The sequence below is a fragment of the Leucobacter sp. NPDC015123 genome (assembly GCF_043080205.1).
In the GTDB taxonomy this organism is placed as follows: Bacteria; Actinomycetota; Actinomycetes; order Actinomycetales; family Microbacteriaceae; genus Leucobacter; species Leucobacter aridicollis_A.
Window position 1 is genome coordinate 491,316 of the sequence record NZ_JBIBVH010000003.1, and the last position, 12,704, is coordinate 504,019.

A 12,704-nucleotide genomic window follows, 5' to 3' on the forward strand; every position below is an offset into this window, starting at 1 on the left:
ATGACAGACTCTCCCTCCTCGCTCCCGATGGGGCCGTTTGATCGCGTGCTCATCGCTGGCCTCACTGGCTCCGGTAAGACGACACTCGCCAGGCGTCTTGCCGGAGCATGGGACCTCACCCACGTCGAGCTCGATAGCCTCTACCACGGCCCCGATTGGGTGCCGAGAGAGACGTTTCTCGACGACGTCGCCAGGTTTGCTTCGACCGAGCGGTGGGTCACCGAGTGGCAATACACGAGCAAAGGAGCAGGCGGCATTCTTGAACCGCGCGCGCAGCTCGCCGTGTGGCTCGACTATCCGTGGCGGGTGGCGCGCAGGAGGCTCATTCGGCGCACCGTCTCACGGAGCGTCACGCGCGCGGAACTGTGGAACGGCAACCGCGAGGGATCTCTTCTCCGCCTTTTCGACCGCGACCCCGAAAAGAACATCCTCGCCTGGCAGCGCAAGACGCGCAACAACTGGCGTGAGCGAATGCCCGCTGCACTGGAGCGAAACCCCCACTTGACCCTCGTGAGGCTTAAGTCGCCGGCACAGACTGACGCCTGGGTCGAAGGGCTGCGCGGCCGCTCCCCTACCAGCCCTCGGTGAGCACCCTGTCGAGCTGCGCAACCATGAAGTCCGCACTCTCCGTGCTGAGGGTCAAAGGCGGCTTCACCTTCAACACATTTGATCGTTCAGACGTCGTGAGCACGACGACGCCGAGTTCCCTCAGGCGCTCGCAAATGGCCGCGGCCTCAGCGGTCGCGGGCTCCATCGTGGCGCGGTCGCGCACAAGCTCGACGCCAAGGTAGAGGCCCTCGCCGTGAACCGGGCCGACGATGTCATGGCGGTCGGCAAGCTCGCGGAAGCCGGATGCGAGCCGTTCGCCGACAGTCGCCGCGTTCTGCTGCAGCTGCTCGTCGCGCATTGCGTCGAGCACTGCGATGCCGACGCGGCACGACAGCGGGTTGCCGCCAGCCGACGAGAAGAACTGCCCCTGACTCGCAAGCGCGTCGGCGATCTTCTTTGAGGTGATGACGCCACCGATCGGGAAGCCGTTGCCCATGGGCTTGGCGATCGTCACAATGTCTGGGGTGACGCCTGACTGCTCGAAGCCCCAGAACGATGAGCCCATTCGGCCAAAGCCAACCTGCACTTCATCCGCAATGCAGAGCCCGCCCGCTGCACGCACTCGCGCGTACGCGTCGCGCAGGTAACCGTCTGGCAGCAGCACGCCGCCGGCATTGCCAAGCACTGACTCGCAGATGAAGGCTGCGACCTCTCGCCCGTTACGCGCGAGCTCGTCGAGGTCGTTCCCGAGGTCAGCGGCGTACCGAGCCCCGACCGTAGCGTCCCCGGCCTCGCCGCGGTACGTGCCGCGGAAACGATTCGGCACGTCGGCGACGTGCACCCAGTCAGGGCGGTTTTCAAGCGCGTATGGGTTGTCGTAGGCGCTCGTGGTGACCGCGTCGCTCGCCATAGTCCAGCCGTGGTAGGCCTCGCGCAGCGCAACAACGGTCTTGCGGCCTGTCGCGGCTTGGGCGAGGCGGAGCGCCAGGTCGACCGCCTCGGAGCCGCTGTTCACAAGCAGCACAGTGTCGAGTTCCGAGTCCGCTGGGAGGAGCGCAAGGAGTCGCTCGCTGTACTCGGCGAGCTCGCGGTACAGGAAGCGGGAGTTCGTGTTCAGGATCCTGATTTGACGGCTCATCGCGTCGGCCACGCCCGGGTGGCCGTGGCCGAGACCGGTCACGTTGTTCACCATGTCGACGTATGTGCGCCCGGTCGTGTCGACAAGGTGATGCCGCCAACCGCGCTCGATCTGCATCGGGCTCTCGTAGTAGCGCTCCTGCGCGCTCGCGAAGATCTGCGCCCGGCGAGCCAGTTCGTCGCCTGCCTCATCGCGCTGCGAAAGGGACGCGAGCGAGAGCAGCGGGGCAGGATCCTGCGTGAGGCGCCGCCAAGCAGCGACACGCTCCGGCGCGACGAACTGTGCGCGGCCAGGCGCTGGCCCGTCAATATCGAGGATCGCGGGGGCGAGCCCCGACACCGCGTCTGCACGGCACAGCATCACCGCGATGGCACGCGGGTCGTCAGATGCACCGAGCTCGCCAACGGTGTCGCCCGTGCCGACCTTCGAACCCGCAGCAACCGTCGGAACCGCGCCGTCGATAGAGAGGAACCAGCCATCGCCGGCGTCGATGAGGAGCCCGCGAGTGGTCGCCGTCACGACGGTGCCTGCGACAGGTGCGGCAACTGTCATTGCGACGCCCGGTGCAATCCACGCCTCGGTGCCGATCGGCCAGGTGGGAGCACCATCGACGGCGTCGATCGCTGCCCGGGTGAGCCTGTAGACGCCGTATGGAAATACAGCGGCTGCCGCCCCGGTGACGAACGCATCGTCAACGAGATCTTGCTCAATCTGAGTGGCGAGCCACTTCCCTGCGTCGAGGGCATCGGATTCCACACCGGGGTCGAGCACGACGACCTCGCCTGACAGGTCAGGCAACAGCGCACGCAGCGGTGGCTGTGGTTCGCCCGACGCCGGAGGCGCTACCGCGACGGCCGCCTGCAGCTGGAGGCCGCCGCCGCCAGGCTGTCCGATAAAGCCGAGAAGCGCGAGCACCTGCTCAGTCATCTCGGTCTGCGGAAAGCGGGTCGCAGCGTCGAAGATCGCCTGCTCGCCCGCGATACGATCCCGGGCGTAATCGTTGCCTCCGTCGATCTCAAGCTGGCGCCAGCCGCTCGCGACGAGCAGCGCCGAGCGAAGCACGACGAGCGGCCAGAGGGCGCGCGCCTCGGGCTGGGCGATCGGCGCCGATTCGTTGAAAACGCTCACGGCATCGAGCACACGGACTGGGCGGGCGGCGTCGTGGTGCAACAGCGACGAGAGCGTGACTGCAAGCTCTGCGATGCGCCAGCCGTACGAGAGGTCGCCAAGGTCGAGCACTGTCTCAGGGTGCACGCGTGAGTCGTCGCCCACCACACCGACGACGTTGTCGTCGGTCAGATCCCCGTGGATCGCCTGCACAGGGAGTTCGGCTGCGACGAGCTCAAGCGATGCCTGCGCCTCGGTGGCTGCTGCGAGCACGCGCTCCCGGAGCCCCTCATCAGTGATTGCCGTCGCGAGCTTCAACGTGTGCTCGTGCGCTACACGCATGTCCCACATGTGCGAACGCTCAAGCCCTTCGTGCGAGAGCCCAGCGAGGGCATTCACCGATGCAGCGGCGAGCGCCCCGAACTCGCGGATCACTACAGGCGCGAGATACCCGCAGTCGACAAGCGACCCGCCAGAAACGAACTCGCTCCGGCGCACGGCAAACTCGCCCCAGCGCTGGACGAGGTCGCCATTGAGGCCGGGGAGCACGCTGGGAACGGCAACACCAGCTGCACGGAATGCGTCGAGCGCGAGGTGCTGAGCCTCACGTGCCGACTCCTCGAATACTGGGTGGTCGACACGCAGCACAGTGCGCGAGCCGTCCGCTGCCTCGAGAACGAAGTTTCGGTCTTGGTTACTCCCGAGCTCACGAGCCACGACGTCAACGCCGTAGTGATCGCTCGCTATCGCGGTTGCGTCAGCCTCGGAAACGTCAGGCCGAACAAGGCCACCACTCGGTTGCACCACAGGAAACCACCTTTGCACTTGCGCTTGGCGCGCTCAAACGATTCTGAGCAGAGTGTATCGCTTGGCTAGGGCCTCAGTCATACTGCGCCCCGATTGCGGTGTGAGAACCCCAGCGGTCAGCGACGAATTACTCGGTGTCAGCGAAAAGCGCAGCAATTGCAGGCGCAAGCTGCGTAAACGCTCGAGTTCGATGCGACACGAGGTTCTTCTCCTCGGGCCGCATCTCTGCTGCCGAGCGGCGCTCTCCCTCCGGCATGAAGATCGGATCGTAGCCAAAGCCGTTCTCACCGACCGGCGCGGTGAGCAGCGACCCCTGCCAGACGCCAAGCTCGCACACCTCTGACCCGTCAGGGGTCACCAGTGCTGCGGCACACACGAACCCGGCTCCGCGGTGCTCCTCTGCGATATCGGAGAGTTGCTCGAGCAGCAGGGTGACGTTCGCCTTGTCGTTTCGGGCGTGCCCGCCCCAACGCGCGGAAAAGATTCCGGGGCTGCCGCCGAGCACCTCGACAGCGATGCCAGAATCGTCCGCGAGCGCGGGCAAGCCCGTGTGCGCTGCCGCGGCACGGGCTTTCAATAGTGCGTTCGCCTCGAAACTCAGCCCGTCCTCAACTGGCTCGGGTCCGTCGTAGCCGACGAGCTCGATCCCTGGGATCAGTGGCTCAAGGACCGCCCGCAGCTCGATGAGCTTGTTGGCGTTGTGTGATGCGAGAACAAGGGTACGTGACATTGGTAGCTCCAAACATTACTTCCGCGCGCTGTTCCCCGGCAGCGCACGGCCATCAAAATGGTTCGCCGTACGACGAGACCTACTCGGCGAGCGCGCCCTGCTGCAGTGCGGCGAGCTCAGACGTGCTCAGGAGTGCGAGGTCGAGCAGCGAATTCAGCTCGGCCCGGTTAAAGGGCGAACCCTCTGCCGTGCCCTGGACCTCGACGAAGTCCCCTGCGCCCGTGACAACAACGTTCATGTCGGTCTCGGCCCCCGAGTCTTCGATGTAGTTCAGGTCGCTCACAGGTACGCCGTCGACGATGCCGACGGAGACTGCCGCGACTGTGTCGACGAGCGGCTTCGCGTTGCGGGCGATGTGCCCGTTCGCGCGAGCCCACTCAACGGCGTCGGCGAGGGCGACGTATGCGCCCGTAATCGATGCGGTCCGGGTACCACCGTCAGCCTGCAGCACGTCGCAGTCGATGACGACTGTGTTCTCGCCGAGCGCCTTCGTGTCGATGATCGCGCGCAGGCTCCTCCCGATGAGACGGGAGATCTCGTGCGTGCGCCCGCCGATCTTGCCACGGACAGACTCGCGCTGCATGCGCTCGTTTGTCGACCGTGGCAGCATCGAGTACTCGGCTGTGACCCAGCCGGTGCCCTTGCCCATGAGCCAACGTGGAACGCCCGGTGTAAACGAGGCGGTGCAGAGTACCTTCGTGTTTCCGAAAGAAATCAACGCGGATCCCTCGGCCTGCGCGCTCCAGCCGCGCTCAATCGAGACTGGGCGCATCTGGCCCGGGGTGCGTCCATCAACGCGGGTAATCTCGGTCATGTTTCCTCCGAACAGTTGGTTCTATCGTGGCGAGTGGCGACCACATGGCAACGTGGCTGCCTGTCGAGGCATGTCATGCGCGGCCGGTGCGCCGCAGCAGCGCTCATCGGTTAGGGAGAATCGTCCACCTGCGGTCGCTGGGCAACGACAGGAGCCGTGCCGTGAACGATCGGGCCAAGCGAGTCACCGCCGATGCCAAGCATCCGCTTCGCGAGCCGAACGAACTCGCTCGTGTCGCCGCCAGTCGTCTCGTACCGAATAGTAGGCGGCCCGGCCTTCGGATCCCGCAGCAGGTGGTGCTCGGTAAGCTTCTCGAAGACAAGATTCGCGGTCTCGATGTCGCTCGACACGAGTGCAACTCCCGGCCCAACCACCTGCCGAAGCGCTCCGCGCAAGAACGGGTAGTGAGTGCATCCAAGCACGAGGGTATCGATATTGTTCGCAATCAGTGGCGCAAGGTACTGCTCGGCGACGCGCAGGGTCTCCGGGCCACTCGTCTGCCCGGCTTCCACGAGCTCGACGAAACGGGGGCACGCCTGCGAGCTGAGCGTCACCTCGGGGCTCGCCGCAAAATGCTCGTTGTAGGCGCCCGACTCGATCGTCGCAGTCGTGCCGATCAATCCAATCTTGCCGTTGCGGGTAATCGAGAGCGCACTCCGCGCTGTCGGCCCGATGACCTCAACGACTGGTACGTCGTACCTTTCGTATGCGTCGCGAAGCACGGCGGCGGAGGCCGTATTGCACGCGATCACCAGCATCTTCACCCCCGACTCAACGAGACCGTCGAGGATGCCGAGCGCGAGCTCGCGAACCTCGGCAATGGGCCGCGGCCCGTAGGGGGTGTGCGCGGTGTCGGCTGCGTACAGGATCGACTCGTTCGGCAGCTGATCTCGAATCGCTCGTGCGACCGTGAGGCCCCCAACGCCCGAGTCGAATACGCCGATGGGAGCATCAGCCGAAATGGTGCGTGTACTCACGGGTTCAAGCTTACCCGCTGGCCGCGGGCAACAATGCTCCGACGGGGCGAGCGGTGCAGTCGAGACGCGCTACTTGATCCATGTCTTGCGGTGAAAGCCTGTGAGCCCGTGCTCAGCTATCCCTGCGTAGTGCGCTGCAGCGCCATAGCCCTTGTTCGAAGCCCACCCGTAGTGCGGGTGATCCTCGTGTGCGGCGCGCATCACCGCATCGCGGGCCGCTTTTGCACGTACCGACGCCGCGGCGACACTCGCACACGCGCGGTCCGCACCGACCCGGGTGACGACATTCAGCGGGGCACGCAGTACCGGGCTCAGCCAATCATGTGATCCATCAAGCACGATGAGGGCTCGGTCGACTGACACCCCAGCCGTATGCAATTCAAGCAGCGCACGGCGGGCCGATTCACCGAGCATCGCGGTGATCCCGTGCTCGTCAATCTCGTCGGCGGTCGCGAAGCCGACAGCCCCGGGCCCCCACTCGTTCACGAGCGGGGCAATCGCCTCGCGCTTCTTTTCGCTGAGCAGCTTCGAATCCCGGAGCCCCTCGGGAAACGCCTCGACACCCAGGGGCACGGCGTGCGCCCCCACTGCGACAGGCCCCGCGATCGCGCCACGGCCAACCTCGTCGAGTCCGATGACGAGTTCGGCCCCCGCCGCAAAGGCGGCGAGTTCGACCTCGAGCGTCGGATCCTTACTGGGCGAGGCAGCGCTACTCGGCACGGGCCTCGTCAACCCCGGTGAACGTTGCATCCGGTCGCGTCATCCAGCTAAACCTGTCGAGCGGCCAGTTCAACAGAAACGCCCGACCAACGATCTCCGACTCAGAGACGAAGCCTTTCCCTGGCTGATCCTGGTTGTAGCGTGAGTCCTTGCTCGCGTAACGGTTATCGCCGAGCACCCACACCGACCCCTCAGGCACCGTCACATCAAAATCAATGTCTGACGCGCGCGTCTTTCCCTCAGGGATCACAATGTACGGTTCATCCAGAGGCACACCGTTGACCTCGACGCGGCCGTTCGCGTCACAGCAGGTCACGCGGTCCCCGCCGACGCCAATCACTCGCTTCACGACATAGTCGTGGGACGTGTCGGCGGCGAGCCCGACTGCCTGCAGCAGCTGCTCAAACGGGCTCGGCGTCGTCGCCATAGCCTTCGGATACAGCCAACCACCCGGATCCTGGAAGACGACAACATCGCCCCGTTGCACGTCGACGACATTGGGAACGAGCTGGTTCACAAGGATCCGGTCGTTCACCTGCAGCGTCTGTTCCATCGAACCCGACGGAATGTAGAAGCTTCGCACGAGGAAGGTCTTCAGCAGGAAGGAGATCAAGAACGCGACAATCAAAATGATGACAAGATCTCGGAGGAAGCCGAGCAGGCCTCCCCGCCGTCGTTCCGCAGTCTCACTCATACGTGCTCACATTCTTCGTCGCAGACCGCATGCGGAACGCGCACGGCAAAATCAACAGTACCGACAGTTCAGGCCCCCAGCCTGTGAAGGGGCGGAGGGCCTGAACCAAAAAGCGTTGCGCTTACGCGTCGCGCTTCTCCTTGATCTTCGCCTTCTTGCCGGTGAGGCCACGGAGGTAGTAGAGCTTCGCACGGCGAACATCACCGCGCGAAACAACCTCGATCTGCTCAATCGTCGGCGAGTGCACGGGGAACTTACGCTCCACGCCCACCTGGAAGCTGATCTTACGAACAGTGAAGGTCTCACGAACGCCCTCACCGTGGCGCGAGATAACGACGCCCTGGAACACCTGAACACGCGAGCGGTTACCCTCGATAATGTTCACGTGAACCTTGACGGTGTCACCCGCGCGGAACTCGGGGATGTCGCTCTTGAGCGACGGGGCATCGACGTGGTCGAGCTTCTGCATGATGATCTCTCTCTGCGCCCGCCGCAAGTCGGTACGCGGAATAAATGTTCAAAGAATTTGCGTGCGTTCACGGTGAGTGCGAAACCCTTGCGGCAGAGTCGCACCGTGGCACAAGGATCTATTATGCCACATCATCGGCAGACGAGGCATTACCTGCTGCGCGAAAAGTCCCCTCTGCGCCGCACGCTGTGGCGGGCCGTAAGAAAGGCTCCGTTCGTGCCATGCTCGATGAGATCGAGGTCGAGACGGCGCGGAAGCAACGGTCGCCCGCTTCCGAGCGTCACTGGTGCGATTGAAATATGAACCTCGTCGAGGAGGCCAGCGTCCGAGAATTGACCCGCAAGGTCGCCGCCACCCACCACCCAGAGATCTTTGCCGCCGGCGACGTCTCGCATCGCGTCGTAGACCTCCCGAACATCCCCGCGAGCAAAACGCACGTCCGCGGCACCACCTGCGCCTGGCGATGCCGGCGCGGTGAGGCCGCGTGTTGTGAGCACCCAGGCCGGCATGTCGTACGACCACCCGCCATGCGCGAGCACCCATTCGTAGGTGGTTGACCCCATCGCGATCGCGCCGACGTTCGCAATGAACGCTTCGTAGTCGTTTCCCCCACCAGGCGTCTGTTCTTGCGACAGCAGCCAGTCGAGCGAATCGTGCTCGTCGGCGATGAAACCGTCGAGCGAAGAGGCGACGTAGTAGATCAGGCGAGACATATGTGTTCCCTTCGAGGTGGTGACTGGGTCTAGGCTTCGCCGCGCCGGGCGCGCAGCCAGAGGATCGGATCACCGGCGTCGCGTTCGAGACCGTGTTCGGCGAGCATGCCGCGCGCGAGCTCCCGTCGGTGTGCTGCGTAGTGCAAGACGTGGGCGACGACGCCGCTGAGCTGAAAGCTCTCCGGCGGGACACACAGCGCGTCGATCACCCTGGCTTGCCAGTCCCCTGTGCGGCTGATCTCGCGCACCCTTGCGATCCATGCCTCCGACGCGACGTCGTGCCGAGCGACAAGCTCAGCGAGCACGCGCGGCGAATCGAGCTCAACAGGTGCCGGAGCAGTGCGCCCGTCGAGCACTGCAAGCCACGTCTCCTTCGCGAAGACAAGCCCGGCGAGCACCGCCGCGATGCTCGTTTCGTCGCCTGCCCAGTCGAGCACACGCTGTCCCGGGCGTTGCGGCCGAGTCGTGACTTCTGGGGGCAGTGCGGCCGCGAAGGCGAGAAGCGCGGCCGAGTCGTCGACGTCATGCAGCAGTTGCTGCTCAAGGAGCGGATCTGTCTGGCCGCCGTGCCCCTCGATCCAGATCGCCATCGGCGGGTGGAAATGGATCCCGTTCGCGCTTGGGAGCCAGTGGCCAGCCCCCTGCGCGCTCGGCGGGTGGCCGAAGGCTTTGGAGTACGCGCGACTGAAGCCCTCGGCTGAGTCGTATCCCGCGGTGATCGCCGCGTCGATCACGCTCGCTCCACCCCGCAACTGCCAGGCTGCCCGTTCGAGAAGCACGCGCCGGCGAAGTGCCGCGGGCGACTCACCGGCGGCCTCAGAAACCGTTCGGGCAAAGTGAAAACGGGATGCGTGTGCGGCGCCGGCCATGTCGTCGAGTGTCGGGTTCGACTCATCGAGGACGGCGTCGAGGAGCTCGCGGAGGCGGTCGGGCTCGGAAGTCGTCATGACTCTAGTCTGACTCCCGCTGGGCCACTGCGCATGACCGATCTTGCGCAACGCTACGCGGCAGGCCCCGGTCAGGTTGTGCACTGACCGCCCGTGCGTGGGTGCGGGCGCCTGCTGCGGGCGTCGGCTCCGAGTGTCTGCTGCGAGTGTCTGTGGCGCCTGAGAGGATCGAGGTATGGCACATCTCGACAACACCACCCTGACCAGGGCGCTCACGGTGCTGCGACAGCTCACGGGCTCCGTCGACGCCGAGTTTCATCCCGGCCAGTTCGAGGCGATCAGCGCCCTCGTTGATGACGGTCGACGCGCCCTTGTCGTGCAGCGAACGGGGTGGGGAAAGTCCGCGGTGTACTTCGTCGCGACAGCGCTACTCCGCGCTCGCGGAGCCGGGCCGACACTGCTCGTCTCACCGCTCCTCGCACTCATGCGCGACCAGGTCGAGGCTGCGGAGCGAGCGGGGGTGCGGGCAGCCGCAATCAACTCAGCGACGTCAGAGGAGTGGGAGGATATTGAAGATCGCCTCGCACGCGACGAAATCGACGTGCTGCTTGTCTCGCCGGAGCGACTCAATATCCCCCGATTCCGCGAAACTCAGTTGCCCAAAATACTCACTCGCATGGGTCTCATGGTGATCGACGAGGCGCACTGCATCTCAGATTGGGGCCATGATTTCCGCCCGGACTACCGGCGAATCGCAACGCTGCTGGCTGGCCTTGAGCACCACGTGCCTGTACTCGCAACCACCGCGACGGCCAACGCCCGCGTCGTCGCCGATGTATCCGAGCAGCTCGGCACCGACGTGCTCACCCTGCGCGGCACGCTCGCACGAGACTCATTGCGGCTTGGCTGCCTGCGCCTGCCTTCGGCGGAGGCTCGGCTCGCTTGGCTCGTGCAGCATCTCGGAGGCTTCTCGGGCAGCGGGATCGTCTACGCGCTCACCGTGTCTGCCGCTGAAGACACCGCTCTCCTGCTGCGCGACGCAGGGTACGAGGTCGCAGCGTATACGGGCCGCACTGACCCTGAGGAACGGGCGCGGCTTGAATCCGCCCTCAAGAACAACGAGGTGAAAGCGCTCATCGCTACGAGTGCACTCGGCATGGGGTTCGACAAGCCAGACCTCGGTTTCGTACTCCACCTCGGCGCCCCTTCCTCCCCCGTCGCCTACTACCAGCAGGTCGGGCGTGCAGGTCGTGGCACGGCGCACGCTGACGTGCTCCTCCTGCCGGGCGCGGAAGACGCCGCAATCTGGCGGTACTTCGCGACGGCTTCGATGCCTGATCCTGAGCGTGCGCGGGCAGTCATCGAGGCGCTCGGTGCCCCTGACTCGCCACCGCTCTCGACACCGGCTCTTGAGGCCAGGGTTGACCTGCGACGCACACAGCTCGACCTTCTGTTGAAGGTGCTCGATGTTGATGGCTCCGTGAACCGGGTCTCCGGTGGGTGGACGGCGACAGGCGCCGAATGGACGTACGACGCCGAACGCTACGCGCGCATCGCGGCGGCTCGAGACGCCGAACAGTCGGCAATGCTCCGCTACGAGCGCGGCGAGACGTGTCGCATGGCCGAACTGCAGCGCGAACTCGACGACCCGACGGCGACTGACTGCGGGCGCTGCGACGTCTGCGCTGGCCCCTGGTATCCGACCGAGGTGACGGGCGACGCGGCGGCGCGAGCGACGACTCGACTCCGACAGGCCGGCGTGCCAATCGAGCCGCGCGGCCAGTGGCCGACTGGAGCGGACCGTCGCGGAGTCAACGTGCGCGGGCGCATCGCGCAGAACGAGCGCGCAGAGCCCGGACGTGTGGTCGCGCGCCTCACCGATCTCGGCTGGGGTGGCGCGCTGCGGGAGCTCTTCGCGGCCGGAGCCGCCGACCAGGCAATTCCGGAGCCGCTGCTTGGCGCGGTGCTCACGACTCTTCGTGACTGGCCGTGGGAGACGCGCCCAGTCGGAGTCGTCGCGATGCCGTCCCTCACTCGCCCGACCCTCATCAGCAGCACCGCTGCAGCGATCGCAGAGCGTGGCAAGCTACCGTTTCTCGGCACCCTCGACTTCGCAGACGACCGCCCCGTGACAGCTCCCGGCGGCAACAGCGCATTTCGGTTGGCCTCGGTGTGGGGCCGGTGGTCGCTGGGCCCCGAACTCGCAAGTGTCGTCGCACGTGCTCCCGGCCCGCTTTTACTCGTCGACGACCTCGTTGACAGCCGCTGGTCGTTCACCGTCGCTGCGCGCGAGCTCCGACTTGCCGGTGCTCCGCAAGTGTTGCCGTTCGCCCTCGCATCGGTGGGATAGCGCCGACCCAGGGTCGTCGCGCGGGCCCACGCATGGCCGTGGAGTGTGCCTGCCTGGGGTCGCCGGGCGGGCCCACCCAGGGCCGTCGCGCGGGCCCACCCGGGGTCATCGGGCGGGCCTACCCAGTGATCGCCGGGCGGGCACTTCACGGATCGCTTCGTGAGTCGCGTGATTGCCTGGCTCAAATCTGCCAGGCGACTATTGCTCGCGATCGCCGCCGAGCCGAATCAGTCCGTGACTTGCCCGGGGCACAGGCGTTATGCTGCAGCCATGGACAGCACAGCTGCACAGAGTTTCACCGATCCAGGTTTGCACGAGCTCGGGATCGACGTTCCGCTCGCCGGTGACACCGGCCCCGTGGAAGGGCGCACGAAGCTCGCCGCGTGGGGGCTTGGCGTCGCAGGCACCCTCGCGTTCGCGACACTCGTCGTCGGCGCGATCGCGGTGGTGAACTGGGCGCTCCCCTACGTGCACTACATCTACCTTGCGCTCGTCGGCGGGGGCCAAAGCCTGTAACGCTGGCGCGTCGCTCCCGGGCGGCCCGGGGCTTTCCCGGGAGTGAGCCGGGCACGCCGCGAGAGGTGACCCCGGCTCGAACCTCGCGCGGATGTACACGGTTCCTGCAAGTGCACACGATTCTGACCCGAAGCAAGCGGGCGGGTTCAGGTTGCTAGTGCAACACCCTGAACCTTGAATGGAATCAACATGGGTGTACACCATCCCTGGGAAACCCGACTCGCGGTCTACGC

Annotated in this window: 12 protein-coding genes; 3 read left to right on the forward strand and 9 right to left on the reverse strand. The window is 65.6% G+C overall.

What is annotated here, in order from left to right; translation table 11 throughout:
* The gene (locus ACF07D_RS09045) at positions 1-588 is read left to right on the forward strand and encodes an AAA family ATPase (protein ID WP_391504671.1); all 588 of its coding nucleotides are present in this window, start codon (positions 1-3) and stop codon (positions 586-588) included.
* On the opposite strand, the gene ACF07D_RS09050 is transcribed toward ACF07D_RS09045, so the two are convergent.
* The 9 genes from ACF07D_RS09050 to ACF07D_RS09090 all read right to left on the reverse strand — a co-directional run bounded on the left by ACF07D_RS09050 (position 572) and on the right by ACF07D_RS09090 (position 9,665).
* Positions 572-3,601: an aminotransferase gene (locus ACF07D_RS09050; RefSeq protein ID WP_391504672.1), complete on the reverse strand. Its 3,030-nt coding sequence runs from the start codon at positions 3,599-3,601 to the stop codon at positions 572-574. The two genes, ACF07D_RS09045 and ACF07D_RS09050, sit on opposite strands and share 17 nt — an antisense overlap.
* Before the next feature lie 127 nt (positions 3,602-3,728).
* On the reverse strand, positions 3,729-4,331 hold the full coding sequence (gene rdgB / locus ACF07D_RS09055) for an RdgB/HAM1 family non-canonical purine NTP pyrophosphatase (RefSeq protein ID WP_119284049.1): 603 nt from the start codon (positions 4,329-4,331) through the stop codon (positions 3,729-3,731).
* Positions 4,332-4,410: 79 nt separating this feature from the next.
* Complete coding sequence (rph, locus tag ACF07D_RS09060) at positions 4,411-5,145, reverse strand: ribonuclease PH (protein WP_391504673.1); 735 nt, start codon at positions 5,143-5,145, stop codon at positions 4,411-4,413.
* A 110-nt stretch (positions 5,146-5,255) separates the two neighbouring features.
* Positions 5,256-6,122, reverse strand: a complete 867-nt coding sequence (gene murI / locus ACF07D_RS09065) for a glutamate racemase (protein WP_391504674.1) — start codon at positions 6,120-6,122, stop codon at positions 5,256-5,258.
* A gap of 69 nt (positions 6,123-6,191) precedes the next feature.
* Complete coding sequence (locus tag ACF07D_RS09070) at positions 6,192-6,842, reverse strand: ribonuclease HII (RefSeq protein WP_391504675.1); 651 nt, start codon at positions 6,840-6,842, stop codon at positions 6,192-6,194.
* Positions 6,832-7,536, reverse strand: a complete 705-nt coding sequence (lepB, locus tag ACF07D_RS09075; RefSeq protein ID WP_119284053.1) for a signal peptidase I — start codon at positions 7,534-7,536, stop codon at positions 6,832-6,834. The genes ACF07D_RS09070 and lepB overlap by 11 nt, the downstream gene beginning before the upstream one ends.
* 121 nt (positions 7,537-7,657) lie before the next feature.
* Entirely contained in the window at positions 7,658-8,005 is a 348-nt protein-coding gene (gene rplS, locus ACF07D_RS09080; protein WP_119284312.1) for a 50S ribosomal protein L19, read from the reverse strand.
* A gap of 149 nt (positions 8,006-8,154) precedes the next feature.
* Positions 8,155-8,718 (reverse strand): dihydrofolate reductase family protein, encoded by a 564-nt coding sequence (locus ACF07D_RS09085; RefSeq protein ID WP_391504676.1) that lies wholly within the window; start codon positions 8,716-8,718, stop codon positions 8,155-8,157.
* A gap of 29 nt (positions 8,719-8,747) precedes the next feature.
* The gene (locus ACF07D_RS09090; protein ID WP_391504677.1) at positions 8,748-9,665 is read right to left on the reverse strand and encodes a helix-turn-helix transcriptional regulator; all 918 of its coding nucleotides are present in this window, start codon (positions 9,663-9,665) and stop codon (positions 8,748-8,750) included.
* Positions 9,666-9,840: 175 nt separating this feature from the next.
* On the opposite strand from ACF07D_RS09090, the gene ACF07D_RS09095 reads away from it, so the two are divergent.
* Together ACF07D_RS09095 and ACF07D_RS09100 are read left to right on the forward strand one after the other, a co-directional pair.
* Positions 9,841-11,955, forward strand: a complete 2,115-nt coding sequence (locus ACF07D_RS09095; RefSeq protein WP_391504678.1) for a RecQ family ATP-dependent DNA helicase — start codon at positions 9,841-9,843, stop codon at positions 11,953-11,955.
* A gap of 270 nt (positions 11,956-12,225) precedes the next feature.
* Complete coding sequence (locus ACF07D_RS09100; RefSeq protein ID WP_391504679.1) at positions 12,226-12,471, forward strand: hypothetical protein; 246 nt, start codon at positions 12,226-12,228, stop codon at positions 12,469-12,471.
* Positions 12,472-12,704 lie beyond the last annotated feature (233 nt).